The organism is Methylobacterium sp. J-092 (genome assembly GCF_022829325.1).
Taxonomy (GTDB): Bacteria; Pseudomonadota; Alphaproteobacteria; order Rhizobiales; family Beijerinckiaceae; genus Methylobacterium.
In genome coordinates this window covers 32,037-47,543 of the sequence record NZ_JAKSXU010000203.1, presented here as the reverse complement: position 1 = coordinate 47,543, position 15,507 = coordinate 32,037, and the positions used below count along the sequence as shown (strand labels likewise).

Below are 15,507 nucleotides of genomic sequence, written 5' to 3'. Positions count from 1 at the left end.
GGAGCTTCGGCTGGATCGCCCGCTGCCGCAGGTTGGCTCGCGACCACGAGGCTACCCCGTCCTCTGCGCTCGCCTTCTTCGTCCTCGCCGCAGCCATGATCCTCGTCAGACGGATCGCCCGAGCTTTATGAAACAGGGTCTCAGACGTATTGTCGGACATCTGTGCGCAATCGAGATAGCAATGCACGAAAGGTCATAATTCTGCCTGACCGGCAGAATGCTGCGTGGCAGCAACTACAGTTTCCAGGATCTACTGTTCGACCTCTCGGTATTGATAGTAGGTCTCCTGTTCGAGTGAGGAAAGACAGGACCTATACGTCTGCTACCGAGAGGAAACGGGCTCAACGTGCCCGACTAGCCGATACACAAAATGAAATCATGGGCGGATTGATGCAGGCAGTTGAGTCCAAACAAGAAAATTTCTTCATCAACGAATGTCACGGTTCTTCGTTTAATAGTAGTAGTCCTGTGACATCCCTTCAAGGCTCCATCATTGCACAAAAGATGGATGGAAATTCAACTGCTCTCATATGCTCAAATAAAGAGTTTGTTGCAAGTATGAGAAGATTCTCGATTAACGAATTTTCATCGAAGGACACTAATTGCCTCATCAGTCCGGCCTTATTCGTTCCCAGCGATCAATCTCAACAGAAGCGGTCAGCGAAGGAAGCTTTCTGCGGACGACATGTTTACCTGGATATCGAGAACGGCAATCTGACTCATAAGCAGATAAGTAAGCTGTTCCCGAGAGAAGAAATCGTTGTTTACAGCTCCTATAGCCATACAAGAGAATTATCCAGATATCGTGTTATCTTTCTCACCGATAAGGTCATGGCACCGAATGCATACACTGCTCTATACAACCAGATTGCGCATGTGATTGAGGGTGCGGGATACCAGGATATCCGTAAGGGTACATCTGGATCGCGGGCCAAGGTGCATGGAATTGATCGTAAGCCGTACCTGACCGATCTGTTCTATCTGCCCTGTAAGCCCGGGAACGGTGATGGGTTCTTTGTCCACTATGAGAAGGGCCGTTCCCCCATCGACGTTGATCAGTGGTGCGCGAACCTCAGCCCAACGCGGTTCGACAAGGATGATGGGACAGGCACCGTCGAAGCGTCGTTGGCGACTATCGTAGCGGATCATGCCTCGGTCTGTGAGGAGGCTTTGGCGACGTTCAGAGACGCTACGGTCGAGCCACGGACTAGCTTCAAGGCGCTGAGGAAGCTGAACTGCACGCTTATCAGGGCCGGAGTTGATGATATCTCGCGCGATGTCACGCTGACCCAAGCCGCACAGTCTAGTCGTTCACCGACTGATCGAATGAAGGACAAGGCGCGCCTAATGCGTATTCAGGGTATTAATTGAACGTTCGATGCCTATTCATTCGTTACCCTGAATTCTGTAGATTGCCTTATCGATCAACGAGAGGCAAGGCAAGTCTCGAGCGTCTGATTGATTCCATGTAGATCGATACGATCTGCTTCATTTATCTACTCTTACCGCTTATGGGTTGTTGCCCGAGCTTAAAAAGGAACTATCATGTCTAAAACTTATGCAAACGTTGACTACCGTTCCAACTCTCAAGAGACGTTCGTTTTGCGGTGTGTTCTGCAAGGTATCATTGATGATCTGATGCCAGTTGAAACCTGGGGCCGTGTCCCTGTAGAGCATCAGAAAATGTTCAGGGATGTTCACGTGCTGCTTGGTGTGCTAAATGAAGCAGACGATATGGTTGATTCATTTAACTATCTTGGTGCATTGCGTGTTTTCGAAATGTTATCCCAAATCTCCAATTCTACCGCCGTAGACGACGAAGATAAAGGTCTAATCCATCACTATTTAATCGATGTAGTATCACTGTTTATTCACAGTGAAGGTTACGAAGAAGACGAACGGAGTGAGTTCAAAGCGTCGGTTAACGCGCATTTTGGATTTAGTTACGTGAACTGATTGATCGCCCGGCGGCGTTTAGCCGCCGGTTTTAAACCTGCTTGGGCGCATTCGATCGATGACAATACTGTTTCACGCCAAACTAAGATGTCCGCGTCCAATGCGGCTGAACGGTCCATTACCCTCCGAAATATTGCCGTCTAAATCATGACGAACAATATGATCAGGTCGGTAGTGGACAGTTACGCCGATGGGACGATCGAAATAAGGAATCTTTCCCTTAAAACTATCAGTCTCATACCTCGCCAGACGATTTTGCAACCCATCGAGGGCCTGTTGCAGGTAGGTATGCTCGCCCCGGCTCGGGTCGAGGCTCAGTTTGAGAAGGTTGTCGATCCCCAGGATGGCCGCAAAGGTCGGGGAGGTTGGTACGCTTCGCTCACAGACGATGATGGCATGAGGGGTAAAGGCTGCTTTCGTCATCGTGGTCTCCCCCTTGATCAAACGCTTCGTCACAGTCTCAATCTGATTGCAGCGGCTACGGGTAGTCCACCACCGATCCGGAGATACCCGAGCAATGACACACGGCGTCCCGCAGAGGCATCTGCATAATCTGGCTGGGGAACCCAAGGCGAACGGTTCACGGGTGCCTACGGCCTTGGTAGCTGCCGGCCTCAGTCGTGGAGACCAAGGGCGTCAGTCAGGTGATCGGCTTGTGACGAAGGCTTCGATCATTGCGACAACCGCTCTTGCATCCGCCTCGCTTAGTTGACGGAACGCATAGTCGAGCTTGGCTTTGAGTTCTATTTTTACTCGATCGTTGCTAAAGTCATCGAAGAGGTAGACGATGGGGACATTGATACCATCGCATATCTTCTGCATCGTTTCGAGGGTTGGCATGTTTCGCCCACGCTCGATGTTACTGATGGTATCCTTCGTCTTGCCCACGATTTCGGCAAGCCTCTCCTGACTGAGTCCGGCCTGTTCACGAGCCGTCTTCACCCTCTTGCCGATCGATACGTTCAACAACCCCTGCATGACCGGCAGTGTCACCGGTCCCCAGGCGTTGAAAACTAAATCATATTCCGCTAATTCGCAATAGACGGAATATGGTTCCGGCTTTGCAGAGGGTATGCGATGGCGTTCGGTGGCAAGCCGCAGGGAAAGACCTACCAGCCGTTCGTCACAACCGATGATGATGATGTGGTAGTCAAGAGCATCAGTAAGCGAGGGAACGACTATTACGTCAAATTCGGAAAGAGGGGAAGCATCTTCGGACAGGAACGATTCATCGGATCGGCAACTGGCAAAGGTGCCAAGATAGGATCGGTTCTAGGAACGACCTATCGAGTTGAATGGGAACGCGACTAATCTGACCATCATAAACGTAGTTTCACATAGGAGTCGCCCATGGTCGGCTGGTTCGAACTGTTCCATTACACGTTGGTTGGTTTGAGTGTTGTATTCCTTGTTGGCTTACTCTACGCTGGCTGGCAGAAGATAGTTGAGTTGATTTTACTCATCCATAGCAAGCGCGTGGCGGAAGCCGTCAATGATACGGTTACCGAAGAGCGCGAGGTTCATCACATTCACCACGTAAGCTACACTGAGGAACCGTCGTATCGTCCCCAGGCTGCAAGGACTGTCCGAGCGTCGCCCGTGGAGTATCATCAGGTGAAACAGGTGGTCGAACAGCCGCGTGCCATATCCCGTGTGAAGCGAAGCTGATAGGTGAGGCTGTCCTGTTCGAAGCCGGCACTACGATAGTAAGAGAGTGATACGATGTCTCTGCGAATCCCCATCATCGTAGCTGCGGCATCTGTCTGCACTCTCGCGACATTAGTAGTTGAAGCGTTGGCTGATGACCTTAGTGCCATCGCGGGTGTCTGGGCGCTCGATAAGGAGGCGTGCAAGCTGAAGCCTTCCGACTTCGATGATCGGTTGAAGGTCACCGCCGCGGGGAAGAATGGTGGTCCGGAGTCTGATTGCCGGGCATCTACCATTAGGTCGGCAGGATCGCGCATCGAGTTTCAGAACGCCTGCCTCTCCGAGGGCGAACGGTCGAAGTCGAAAGTGACGGTCGAAGTCGCCTCCCCGGATCGGATCACGTGGAGAGAAGGGAAAGCGCCACCGACCACCTATGTTCGGTGTGATGGTGACCGGGAGGCTCCGAAGGCCCAAGGAGCGGCTACGGCGTCATCCTTCGAGACCGGATCATTCAATCTGTCCTCCCACGGCTACAGCGCCATGATCACGAGCCTGACGGGTGCCGACACGCCAAACGCGACGATGACAGGGCAGGTGACCAAGGCGGACGCTACCGAGGAATGTGAGCGGAACGGTCCGGCCTTACGGAGCGAATGCGCCAATCTTTGATGGCTGTTGATCCGTGGGCTGATATCGCCACGTGATTTGAATACATGATACCACCTTAATCCACTAAAGTTAGCAAATGACGATACGGTCAGGTTGAATGTGCGCTTTAGTCGCGCGATGACAGATTGTCCTCCCCCTGACACACCGGGGTCGCGCTTTTTCAGGCGCCTTCCTCAGGATGTCCTAAGGCAGAACTGCCCGAATGATGGCGTCAGCGATCTGAGCCAAGATGGCCGCGATCTGCTAACCCTCATCCGGCTGTGGAGTGCCATCACTGAGCAGCTTGCAAGGGCTCGCGTTCTCAGTACCGCGCGGCAGGAAGCAGAGAGGTCAGGCTATCGCGAGTAACATGTCCGAAGCAGAACCCAAGCCACCGACCACCGCACATAGAATAAGTGCGGAACGTATCAATACATTCGTCCAGACCTTAGCTATTATTGGCGCGGGCGCCTGGGGTGTCTACACCTTCATCTACGAAGCCCGCATCAAGCCAAGTCTAGAGCCGCCCGCAGTCTCGGTCACAACACACTTGGAAAAGGCTGGAGAGCGAAACAACCGCATTGCAATCCGCTCTACGGTGACGCGGAAAAACGTGGGACAGACGGGCGTACGGGTTCTAGGACTAGTTTACAACGTCATTGGCATCCGCGCACAATTCAAGGATAGCCCAATCGACATGACTTACAGCGAACGTGGGCATTCGAACCAAGTTGCAGGGGCCCGCGACTACACCCTTGATGAACCAGGAACAGAAATCCTGTACCAGGGCAGGCTGTTCGCCGGTGCGGGGGACGATAACGCCGAATCCTCGGACCTGAACCCCGGCGAGGCTGTCTCACGAGACCTCATCGTTTACGCAGATCGAACCAAGTATGACTTTGTTCGGTTTGAAGTTAGACTTGCCTACACAAAGGATGACGATTTGCCAGTCAGGCTGCGCTTCGAAATAAACTCGAAGGGTAATCTTACGATCAAGCCGGCCACAGATTGTGAAACGCAAGCTGGTCGCTGCGAACGGCTAAAGGCGACTGACTACGGAACCGAGTTCTCGCTCTGGTAACGCCGACCATAGATTCCAATATTAATTATTGAACCGTGCCAATAGCGACAGTCATCGACCGGTGAGTTTTGAACGAAATTCGAGATGATTTCTCGAACTGTAGAGGAAGGTCGGCACTATGATAGTCGAGAAATGATAGCAATAAACCGTTGAACGTGAGCGTAGAACAACTAAGACCTTTCATCTGGTCCTAAAAGTCTGTAAACGGAAGCTCGTGAAACGTTCAGGGCGCGGGCGATGGCAGTTACTTTAAGACCAGATGCTGCAAGCTCACGAACTTTAGTAGCGTCGATTGAAGGCTTACGGCCTTTGAACGCTCCCTCGGCCTTGGCCTTGGCGATTCCCTAACGCTGACGCCTACACAGCGTTGGGCGCGTTCCCCGATTCTATGATCCGATAGACCTGCATACGGGAGCAGCCAAGCGCCCTTGCAATCGCCGCCGGACCGGTGCCAGCTGCCTTCATGGCCAGAACCTTGTCACGATCCAGCCGTCGTTTGCCTCCGGTGTAGAGGCCCTTCGCCTTCACTGCCTCGATACCTTCGCGTTGACGTTCAAGGATGAACCGGCGTTCCATCTGGCTCACCATCCCGAGAACGGTCAGCACGATCCGCCCGCTTTCGCCTCTGGTAGAGACATGAGGGTCGAGGACGGTAAGGAAAGCGCCGCGCTGATCAAGCTCGTGGACGATGTTGAGCACGTCACGGGTAGCGCGGCCGAGTCTGTCTGCCCGGAGCACGATTAACTCGTCGTCTTCGCGGATGAAATCGAGGATCGCGGCAAGTTCCGTCCGTCCATCACGCGAGGCACCAGACATTTTCTCGGCTCGGATCGGCTGACATCCTTCTGCCTTCAACCGTGCAATCTGGATGTCGAGGCTTTGATCCTCTGCACTGCACCTAGCGTACCCGATCCTCGCCATGTGTCACCTTAGGTTCTAGACCTTATGATAATGGCGTAACATCAGGTGGTTGGCAAGCCTGATGTTACGCATTTAGGCGAGTGTCTGTTACGTCAATCCACGGTGAACCCTAATGTAGCTCCCGGCTCAGACACTCTCAAAGCCATAAGAATTCATCCTGCGGAAATGCACCAAAAAGTAAAAGATCTATCACGCCGTCACATATCGAAGTACAGTTCGAAGCAATTGATCTTGCCGGACCATCGTTGCGATACCATTCACAACTGAATCCCAAGTTTTCTAGTAGTATCAGTCCCTGCCATCTGACTAAAAAACTGATACTCTGCTTCACAAAATCGCGTAACTGAGTCAAACCTCAACTTAGGGTTGACCACCCAATGAAACACTGTTACTCACTACCAACCAAATCCTAGCAACTGTTGCGAGCATGATGCTTAATAAAATTAGACGCTTAACAAGGAATAGGTTGGAGAAAAAGGCAAAAAAGCTTGTTGACGAGAGGTTTTATCTTATTGAGTATCCTGATGTGGCAACGCAAAAAGATATGGATGCTTCCACTCATTATATGAAACATGGGTGGCGCGAAGGTAGAAATCCAAACAAAAATTTCAATACTCTATTTTATAGAATAAAGCATTCTATAGCTAGAGAAGAAAACCCATTGATACATTATGTATTGTATGGCGAGAAGAAGCAATTGGACTGCGCGCCTATCAACGGGCGGACATATGATGCATTTCAGTTAGAAGTGATCCGCAGGCACATTGACGCTGATTTTTTTATACAAAATAACTATTTTGGAGGCGGGGATGTAGCATCTGACTATTTTTACGGCCAAAGAGACGGAATTAAAGTTAAACCTCGCGCTGATTTTGATACTGCCGAGTACTTATCGGCTCATTCGTTTCTGAAAACATCGTCTACAGACCCATATTTTCACTTCCTTGCAACGACTGGACTATTCGATGCCAAGGGCAACGAAATCATGCCGCCGGAATCATACGATGTAGCGGTATTCGCACAAAGCAATAGTACTGAAAATCATGAAATTCGTAGATTGGTGGCCGAACATTTTGATGCCTCATTGTATCTCGATAGTAATGCTGATGTGCGAATGTCTAAAGTTAATCCTTTGAACCACTATATAATCGATGGCTGGAAAGAGTCACGAAACCCCAACGCGTTCTTTTGGACGAGTTATTATCTTGCAAGCAACCCAGATGTAGCAAGTTCACTACATAACCCGTTCTATCATTACTTGAAGTGGGGTAGAGACGAAAAGCGACGTCAAAATCCGATTGGGGACGAGCTTTGGACCGGAGGAATCAAAGCGGGCTCGCGGAAATGGGCATCGCATACGTGCACGGGAATGAATGAAGCTGATGTCGTGGTCATAATGCCTGTTTATCAAGGCTACAACGAAACATTGGATGCGATCTATTCAATTTTATGCGCGCAACAAAAGACTAAGTATCATCTAATCGTCATACAAGATAACAGTCCAGATTTAACATTGATCGATGATCTGCGATCACTATCTATCAAATGCCAATTCTCTCTTGTTGAAAACGAATCAAATGAAGGATTCGTTAGCACGGTAAACAAAGGGTTTTCCATCTCTTCCGGAAGAGACGTCGTTATCATAAATTCTGATACCGTAGTCTACGGTGATTGGCTCGATAGGCTGCGCTATCATACGTTGAAGCAAAACAATGTCGGGACTGTTACGCCATTTTCCAACAATGCTACGGTGTTCAGCTACCCGGATCCTACACAAAACAACGTTTTGGCTATTGAACTATCAAGTCATGAACTCGACAGTCTCACACGCTCAGCTAACTGGCAAAACAGCGTAGAGGTACTAACGGGCGTTGGTTTTTGCATGTATATAACTGCAAATGCGCTCAAGAAGGTTGGCGATTTTGATGTTGAGTCCTTTGGTAAGGGTTATGGCGAAGAGAATGACTTCTGTATGAGAGTGAAACAGGTCGGAATGACGAATCTGCACGCTCTGGATGTTTTTGTGTACCATAAAGGTCAAGTTTCATTTGGGAACTTCACTGCCGGGCTCATGTCTGAAGGTTCACAAAAGCTGAACTGCAAGCATCCAAACTACGATTATGAACTAGCTAGATGGGTGAAGGCAGATCCAGCTCGAAATGCTCGTCGCCGATTGGATGCACATAGACTTGTGAATGCTGCTGGCGATCAATATATTGTTTTATTTCATTCGAAGGCAGACGGCGGTATTAAAACACACCTTGATGAGCTAGTTGAAATTTTCAACGAGTCGAAATTGAATGTTATCTCTGTCGAGCTAGACCCTCGACGAGAGTCCCGACTCAAAATATATCTGCTTAACACGCCACAGCCGTACGTGCGCGAAGATGTATCATTTGATATGTACGACGATTTTGCTGCTGAATTTTTCGATACCCTCTCACCTAAACTATTCCACATTCATTCTTTAGGCCGGATGAGTAATGCCGACCTAGATAGATTTGACCTTCTCATATCAATGCTCGATTGTCCTATATATTTTACCGTTCACGACTTCGGCTCCATATGCTTGAGGTATAATTTTGTCCGCGAGGATGGGCAATTCTGTAATAATAATAGTAATATTCCCTGCGATCAGTGCAACTGGGCGGACAAGCATGTTTGGTCGATGGCGGATAAAATTCACCGCTACAATTTGTTTTCGGATATATTATCCAAGTGTAATTTGATTGCACCATCTATTTTTGCTGGAGAACGATTGAATAAAGCGTTCCCTTTGATTACTTATCACCATAGGCCGCATCCAAGAAAGCTGAAAACTTCCAATTTCATATCCTATCCGAATGAAGACCGCTACCGTCGTATTGTAATAATTGGAGCAATTGGCCCGCATAAAGGTTCCGATTTGGTGGCGGCTGTTGCATCACATGTGAAAGACGCCGCACTGAACCTCGAATTTCACATAGTAGGCTATTCAGATATTGATGCAAAGCTCGAATCTTTAAACGTAAAACTACATGGAAGTTATACTGATGAAGACGAAGCAATAGACCTCATCCAGAAGATTCGTCCTCATGCAGCATGGCTACCCTCTATTTGTCCAGAAACTTATAGCTACACCCTCGATATAGCGCTCCGTGCGGGTGTTCCACCCATTGTGTTCAATCTTGGTGCGATGGCCGAACGTGTAGAGAAAATCGGATGGGGGATTGTGCTGCCAAAATACTTTATCACATCTCCGAATAAATTGGCGAATACACTCAACAATGCGTCACTCAACCCGCTGTGGCAAAACCGGGAAGGCGTAAAATCGGCTATGTATGCAAACATATTAGACGAGTATTATCAGCTAAGTCCTGGAATCATCGAGTCCTCTGAAGAAATTGATGATGTGAATGTCTAACGCTACGCGGCGGTGTATTTGCAGGAATCTGGTCGCCCTCGACGTTGCGCCGGAGCGCGACTTGCTTCATGCCGTCCGCCACGTCCTCCGTCTCGTTGCCAAGGCCGAAGGTTTGGCGCGGGCAGTAGCCGTTCGAGCGCAGCTTGGAGAAAGGCGCCTCGACCTTCTGCGCCTCTCCGTTGACGAAGCCGGCGACGCCCAGTGCGCACGACAACCCGAAGCCCTAGCTGATCTAGGGGTTGTAGTAGAGTTCGCTCTCCTCCATCAGCTTGAAGGCGAGGAAGACGGTAGCCGTCGTCGTCGCCTGGGCTTGGTGCGGCACGAGGTTGTTTGGGGCGAGATAGGGCGAGGGAAGCTCAGTCACGCCCGGGCGGATAGAGGCGGTCTAGCCGTGGGGCGATAACCGCTCGGCGTCGCCGTCCGGCGTGGTTGCCTCGTCCGGCTCCGGCGGCAGTCGGGCGCTATGATGGGCGGGCTAGGATCTGGTTCCAGGTGAGTGCGCCCGCGTCGCGACCGGGCTGAGGCTTTGCACCGCGCAGAGGACGAGGCGCCGCAGCGTTTTCTGTGGATTAACTTTGGAAACATCAATCATGTCTGAGCAGTATCAAACATTTGGAGATGTGCGAGGAGCATCGAACTCTTTCGCAAAATTATTATTGCTTGGCGTTCCAAATCTCAAAGACAAATCTTTTTTAGATGTAGGTTGTAATGAAGGCTTTTTCTGTAAAGCGGCCGAGATAGCAGAAGCTACAAAGATCATTGGCATCGATATTGATCAAGACGTTATCACACGCGCGAAACACCGTTATCCCAATATCGACTTCAGATGTATGTCTTGGAATGATCTTGATAGCGACAAGTTCGACGTGATATTATTTTCATCGGCGATCCATTATGCTGACAATCAAATTTCTACCATCAAGTCGATGCTTGATAGATTAAAAGAAGACGGGTTGCTCATCTTAGAACTCGGATTGTTTCCGCATGGGTCACCAAATGTCAACAAAATTACTCGTTCTGCGGGTGATGTAAGGGAGTATTATAGTTTAGATTACATAGAAGGCGCGTTGCCTGGTTTTGTAATCAGACTTGTTGGGGACAGCGTGAAGCAAGCTGGCGATCCCGTTTCCCGAAAAGTGCTTCACATACGGAAGCGTAAGCCCTGTATGGCGGTCTTGTCATCGGCGTCTCATACGGGCAAGTCGGTATTTGTCAATGCTTTCTTCAATGGCATTAATTCTTCGGATCATATTAATGTAATTGCTGTTGATTTGATACTTCACAAAATTCGCAATAATCAATTTCAAGAAACCGATGGGATCGCTCAAACTATTAGAGAATATGGACTTGCAACATCATTCGAAACTAATAACATAATGAATTATATATTCTCATATAATAAATTGGAAGACTTCATAAGTTTTGCGCTTGCCGTAGATTGCTCACCGGGGAAAGACGTTGTTTGGGAGGGCTTTATTCCCCCTGAGTACCATCATCAGTTCGTTGAGACTGTATCAAATCGTGGCTTTTTTGTATGGGAGCTCAATTGTCTCACGCCCTCAGCCTTAATCGCAAATGATTTCAATTGCTATAGAACCACAGAGGGTGATTTTATTGGATACAAAACCCGGAGAAATATTCGACTCTGCTTAGATATGATTCATATTGAAGAAGATTTTATTGAGTTCCGCGGGTGGTCTTTAGATACTTCAACAAATAGCTCTTTAGATAATGTCACAGTCATGGTCGGCAGCGCCGTTGTTGAGGCTATTGTAAATCGGACGCATCGACCAGATATAAACAGTGCTTTTCAAATCGACTCGGATCGAAGTTTTGGATTTTCGGCTCGTATCGCCACGTCAAAATTGCTTACATCAATCGACACGAAAAGTTTACTTGGTCTTGTGCTTCGAACTGATATAAACAAAAATGCTCTTAGAGCCCTCAGAATTTTCGGGAATGATATTGAAGGATGTTTGTGCGAGGCGGAATATCTTGCGTGAAAGAAATGATGAGCTATAAGCCTAGAGCATATTAGATGGACTGCGGTACGGCCATTGTTTGATACAAGGTTAGTTTCGAGGTAACCATGCCCTATATTTTTGAGCAAAATGGGTCGTTCCGAGATCGCGACGGACGCTTATATCTTTCTGCAACAGAGGCGACGTCAGCTTCGCCCGAATTTGATGGTCAGATTAATTCGCCAGAAAGTCCTCATATTATAAAGTTCTTTTCGGATAATTATATGCCAATTATAAAGATGGCCGGCATTAATCAGTCTGATGCTCGTATCCTTGAAATTGGTGCTGGACTTGGTGCACTAGCGTATGGAACATTGAGTACGTTTACACCGCTTTCCTATGTAGCCACCGACATTTTTCCAATCTTGATCGATGAAATGTCTAACAACCTTAGTAAATGGTCAAGATCAGAGACATGCGCTGCGCTATTAGACCCGAACGATCGACTTTCATTTGAGTTCAATTATTTCAATATTATACAATCTCATTCTGTTTTCCATCATGTTGCCGATTATCGAACTGCTATTGCGAACCTGTTCGATCGATTGAGGACTCCGGGCGTACTGATAATTGCCGAGCCCTCAGCGGATGGATATGCCCTTCTATGCATGCTTGTACGCTCGATGCAATTGCATAACATTTACGCTCCCGAGAAATTTTCGGAGCTGTATTTAAACACCTTGAAGAAACTTGTTAACAATCTTGCGGACAGGCTTAGTCATGCAAACGATGTGAATTATTTGCGTAAGTATGGCCATGGTGACAAGCACATATTCAGTGTATACGATTTGGTTGACCTTGCTTGCAGTCTAAAAGCCAGACTTCATATCCAGCGCGAACACCGCAGTTTTTTCGGTGGAACGAGATTTCAACTGACGTCTCGTTCGGCAAACGAGCTAGATATACGTTTGACTGAGGAGCTTATCAGAAATCTGGAACCGGTTGGTGTTCAAAACGCCGTCTTCAATGATATGCGAATCATAGCGGCATTTATAAAATCTTGAATAAACCGAATTTTCGATCGTGTTTAATAATTACTTCAATTGCAGATAAAATATCTGAAGAAAGTCAGCTTATACAATGATAACATGCTCAATCGTGGGGTTACGTATCGTCTCCCTACCGACGCGAACCGATGGACGGTGAGCGCATCCTCCAGGCATTATCCTATTCCAGCAGTTGAGGTATAGGTCTTTCACGTGTGTCGCCAGCCCGGTTCGGATCAACGCACGGACCAAGTTGAACGGTCTCTCGCAGTCACTTCCTAATGTCAAATTTCTGTATTTCACCCGGAAGCGTCTTTTAAACTTTCCCGCGCCGCTTGGGGTCGTAGAACAGAGGACCGGACGCTGCCGCTTGAACGAGCGTGAGAAAGCCTTGCTCGATAGGTCAAGCATGTTCGGAACGGTTCGTGATTCACATGGGGCCAATTGGGCGATCAATCGCTGCAACGGCGTAGGTCGTTCGCTGTCTCCATGCTCAGCGTTCGAAAGGGTCGGCACCATGATGGTCGCGACAGGATGCCGCACACGTAGAACCAACGACGGACTGCCTTTAAATGATGCCGCTATTGCCGCTAATTTCCTACCTAAGTCGTTGTTTTGCATCATCCAAGAGCCCGGTAATACGGCTCCTCGTCCATCAGCCCGGCCCGCAGCAGCGCGGTCGCCGCATCGGTGCCGCTCGCCTCGGCCAGCGCCGCGGCCCGGCGGAGCAAGGCCGCGTCGACGCCTTCGGCCGCCAGGAACGCGATCTCCGGCGGCAGGCCCGGTGCGCCGAGGGGCGGGCCCAGGAAACGGAGGAACGACACGGGGCCGGCTGCCGTCGGCTCCGGGACGTGCTAAGACGGGGGCGTGAGCCGGACCCCCTCCCCATCGCGCCGTCGGCGCCCCGCGATCATAGGTGCGCCCGGCCCCGGCGCAAGCACGATGTCCTCGATCAAGACTATTCTCTTAGCCGTTGGCCTCTGCGTCGCGACGATGCTGCAGGCGGGCGCCCAGGATCGTGCCGGTCAGGATCGTGCCGGTCAGGTGCGTGCCGGCCAGCCCGCCGCCGGCAGCCCCGCGCCCGCCGCCGTGACGGTGCCCAACTTCTGGAACCCGCGCAGCCGCGGCGAGCGGGTCGAGGCGCCGCAGACCGGCCGGGCCGTGCGCTTCCTGACCGACGACGAGTTCCCGCCGCTGCACTTCGCAGGCCCCGACGGAAACCCGACGGGCTTCGTGGTGGAGCTGGCCCGCGCCGTCTGCGAGAAGCTGTCGATCACCTGCACCGTGCAGGCCCGGCGCTTCGACACCCTCCTCGACGGCCTGACGGACAAGCAGGGCGACGTCGTCGCCGCCGCGATCCCGCTGACGCCGACGCTGCGGGCGACGTTCTCCGCGACGCGCCCGTATTTCCGGTGGCCGGCGCGCTTCGCCGCCCGCGTCGACCGCGGCCTGCCGGCTCCCTCGGCGAGCGCGCTGGCGGGCAAGTCGGTGGCGGTGGTCGGCGGCAGCGCCCACGCCGCCTACCTCCAGGCGTTCTTTCCCAAGGCCGAGGCGAAGCCGTTTTCCGACCTCGCCGCGGCGGAAGGCGCGGTGAAGCGGGGCGAGGCCGACTACGTCTTCGCCGACGGGCTCGGCCTCGCCCTCTGGGTCGGCGGCCTGGAGGCGGGCAATTGCTGCGCGCTCGTCGGCGGCGACTACCTTGAGAACCGCTACTTCGGCGAGGGCATCGGCCTGATCACCCGGCCCGAGGACGCGGCCCTGTCGCGCGCGCTGGACGACGCGCTGCAGCGGGTGTGGGACGACGGGAAGTACACCGAGCTGTACCTGCGGTTCTTCCCCGTCAGCCCGTTCTGATCCGCATTGCGTCCGGGACCGACGCGTCTCCTTTTCCGCAGGCGTTCCTGCGGGTATCCTCGGCGCGGTCCTGCGAAGGGGCGATCCCGCAAACGGCGTGCGGCGGCCATGACGGCTCCGAGCCCGTTCGAGCGCATCCTCGCCGCGCGCGTCGCGGACCGTCACCGGACGGCGCGAGGCCTCGCGGCACGGATCGTGTCCGACGTCGAGGCGCAGGGTCGCGCGATCAGCCTCATCGGCTCGCTGGCGACCGGGCGTTTCCGGCTGTATTCCGACATCGACCTCCTGGTGCGCGGGCCGATCGATCCGGCCGAACGCGCCGCCGTCGAGCGGGCGGTGGCTGCGGTGATGCGCGGCACCGGCATCCCAAACGACCTGATCTATGCCTGCGATCTCACGCCGTCGCAGCGGGAGGCATTCGAGAAGGCGGTCCCGTGATCGCGTCGCGACTGCCCGCCTTCGCCAAGCCTGGTCCGAAGCTCGACCGCGCGGGCCGCGAGCTGGCGAACCTCGACGCGTTCCTCGCCGGATACGACGCCCTCCCGCCGGAGCAGCGGACGACGTGGGGGCGGCTCACGGCGATCGCGGCCGCCCTTCACAACGCTGACAACGGCATCGAGGACGTGCTGCTCGGCATCGCCAAGGACGTCGACGGGGCCGCACCGACCGGCGACACCTCGCACCAGGACCTGCTCGATTAGATGCGGGCGCAGATACCGGGCCTGCGTCCGGCCGTGCTCGACGACGAGCTCTACGTTTCGCTGATGGAGCTGAAGGGCTTTCGGCACCGCGTGCGGCACAATCACGGGTTCGACCACGACGCCGGCCGGACGGAGCAGAACCGGGCGCTGATGCAAGCAACCTTCCCGAAACTCGTCGAGGCCGTCAGGACGTTGGAGAACCGGCCGACGGGATCGGGGGCCGACGACCCGGCCGAGCGGCCGTAAAAGTCGATTTCGCATCGCGGCAAACCTCATTAGGGTGCCGCAC

16 protein-coding genes and 2 pseudogenes are annotated in these 15,507 nt (G+C 52.0%); 12 read left to right on the top strand and 6 right to left on the bottom strand.

The window, feature by feature from the left end:
• From MKK60_RS25780 to MKK60_RS25770, 3 genes and pseudogenes are all read left to right on the top strand, one after another.
• Positions 1 to 131: pseudogene (locus MKK60_RS25780) on the top strand (IS5/IS1182 family transposase); the annotation flags it as partial.
• A gap of 247 nt (positions 132 to 378) precedes the next feature.
• Positions 379 to 1,371 carry a hypothetical protein gene (locus tag MKK60_RS25775; protein WP_243989012.1) on the top strand — a complete coding sequence of 331 codons (993 nt, stop codon included), beginning with the start codon at positions 379 to 381 and terminating at the stop codon, positions 1,369 to 1,371.
• 174 nt (positions 1,372 to 1,545) lie between these two features.
• Positions 1,546 to 1,956, top strand: a complete 411-nt coding sequence (locus MKK60_RS25770) for a hypothetical protein (protein ID WP_243989011.1) — start codon at positions 1,546 to 1,548, stop codon at positions 1,954 to 1,956.
• Between the two features lie 72 nt (positions 1,957 to 2,028).
• Here the strand turns inward: MKK60_RS25770 and MKK60_RS25765 are convergent, their stop codons facing one another.
• Positions 2,029 to 2,379 carry a hypothetical protein gene (locus tag MKK60_RS25765; protein ID WP_243989010.1) on the bottom strand — a complete coding sequence of 117 codons (351 nt, stop codon included), beginning with the start codon at positions 2,377 to 2,379 and terminating at the stop codon, positions 2,029 to 2,031.
• Positions 2,380 to 2,592: 213 nt separating this feature from the next.
• Positions 2,593 to 2,949 (bottom strand): helix-turn-helix domain-containing protein, encoded by a 357-nt coding sequence (locus MKK60_RS25760; RefSeq protein ID WP_243989009.1) that lies wholly within the window; start codon positions 2,947 to 2,949, stop codon positions 2,593 to 2,595.
• A 357-nt stretch (positions 2,950 to 3,306) separates the two neighbouring features.
• Here MKK60_RS25760 and MKK60_RS25755 point away from each other — a divergent pair, with 357 nt between their 5' ends.
• From MKK60_RS25755 to MKK60_RS25745, 3 genes are all read left to right on the top strand, one after another.
• Entirely contained in the window at positions 3,307 to 3,624 is a 318-nt protein-coding gene (locus MKK60_RS25755) for a hypothetical protein (RefSeq protein WP_243989008.1), read from the top strand.
• Positions 3,625 to 3,678: 54 nt separating this feature from the next.
• The gene (locus MKK60_RS25750; protein ID WP_243989007.1) at positions 3,679 to 4,272 is read left to right on the top strand and encodes a hypothetical protein; all 594 of its coding nucleotides are present in this window, start codon (positions 3,679 to 3,681) and stop codon (positions 4,270 to 4,272) included.
• Positions 4,273 to 4,621: 349 nt separating this feature from the next.
• On the top strand, positions 4,622 to 5,332 hold the full coding sequence (locus tag MKK60_RS25745) for a hypothetical protein (RefSeq protein ID WP_243989006.1): 711 nt from the start codon (positions 4,622 to 4,624) through the stop codon (positions 5,330 to 5,332).
• A 170-nt stretch (positions 5,333 to 5,502) separates the two neighbouring features.
• Here MKK60_RS25745 and MKK60_RS25740 read toward each other — a convergent pair whose 3' ends face one another.
• Positions 5,503 to 5,673 carry a helix-turn-helix domain-containing protein gene (locus MKK60_RS25740; protein WP_313901153.1) on the bottom strand — a complete coding sequence of 57 codons (171 nt, stop codon included), beginning with the start codon at positions 5,671 to 5,673 and terminating at the stop codon, positions 5,503 to 5,505.
• Between the two features lie 16 nt (positions 5,674 to 5,689).
• Entirely contained in the window at positions 5,690 to 6,253 is a 564-nt protein-coding gene (locus MKK60_RS25735) for a recombinase family protein (RefSeq protein WP_243989005.1), read from the bottom strand.
• 466 nt (positions 6,254 to 6,719) lie between these two features.
• Between MKK60_RS25735 and MKK60_RS25730 the strand changes: the two genes are divergently transcribed.
• Positions 6,720 to 9,656 (top strand): glycosyltransferase, encoded by a 2,937-nt coding sequence (locus tag MKK60_RS25730; protein ID WP_243989004.1) that lies wholly within the window; start codon positions 6,720 to 6,722, stop codon positions 9,654 to 9,656.
• A 232-nt stretch (positions 9,657 to 9,888) separates the two neighbouring features.
• Here the strand turns inward: MKK60_RS25730 and MKK60_RS28555 are convergent, their stop codons facing one another.
• A complete protein-coding gene (locus MKK60_RS28555; RefSeq protein WP_279604252.1) occupies positions 9,889 to 10,020 on the bottom strand; it encodes a hypothetical protein in 132 nt (43 codons plus the stop codon).
• Positions 10,021 to 10,246: 226 nt separating this feature from the next.
• On the opposite strand from MKK60_RS28555, the gene MKK60_RS25725 reads away from it, so the two are divergent.
• On the top strand, positions 10,247 to 11,659 hold the full coding sequence (locus MKK60_RS25725) for a class I SAM-dependent methyltransferase (protein WP_243989003.1): 1,413 nt from the start codon (positions 10,247 to 10,249) through the stop codon (positions 11,657 to 11,659).
• 86 nt (positions 11,660 to 11,745) lie between these two features.
• Positions 11,746 to 12,681, top strand: a complete 936-nt coding sequence (locus tag MKK60_RS25720; protein WP_243989002.1) for a class I SAM-dependent methyltransferase — start codon at positions 11,746 to 11,748, stop codon at positions 12,679 to 12,681.
• Between the two features lie 602 nt (positions 12,682 to 13,283).
• Here MKK60_RS25720 and MKK60_RS25715 read toward each other — a convergent pair.
• Positions 13,284 to 13,487, bottom strand: coding sequence for a hypothetical protein (locus MKK60_RS25715; protein ID WP_243989013.1), 204 nt, complete (start codon positions 13,485 to 13,487; stop codon positions 13,284 to 13,286).
• 118 nt (positions 13,488 to 13,605) lie between these two features.
• Here MKK60_RS25715 and MKK60_RS25710 point away from each other — a divergent pair, with 118 nt between their 5' ends.
• The 3 genes and pseudogenes from MKK60_RS25710 to MKK60_RS28770 all read left to right on the top strand — a co-directional run bounded on the left by MKK60_RS25710 (position 13,606) and on the right by MKK60_RS28770 (position 15,464).
• Entirely contained in the window at positions 13,606 to 14,517 is a 912-nt protein-coding gene (locus MKK60_RS25710; protein WP_243989001.1) for a transporter substrate-binding domain-containing protein, read from the top strand.
• A gap of 108 nt (positions 14,518 to 14,625) precedes the next feature.
• Positions 14,626 to 14,955 carry a nucleotidyltransferase domain-containing protein gene (locus tag MKK60_RS25705; protein ID WP_243989000.1) on the top strand — a complete coding sequence of 110 codons (330 nt, stop codon included), beginning with the start codon at positions 14,626 to 14,628 and terminating at the stop codon, positions 14,953 to 14,955.
• Positions 14,952 to 15,464 (top strand): annotated as a pseudogene (locus tag MKK60_RS28770) (hypothetical protein). Before MKK60_RS25705 ends, MKK60_RS28770 begins: the two are co-directional and overlap by 4 nt.
• The last annotated feature ends 43 nt before the right edge of the window (positions 15,465 to 15,507 follow it).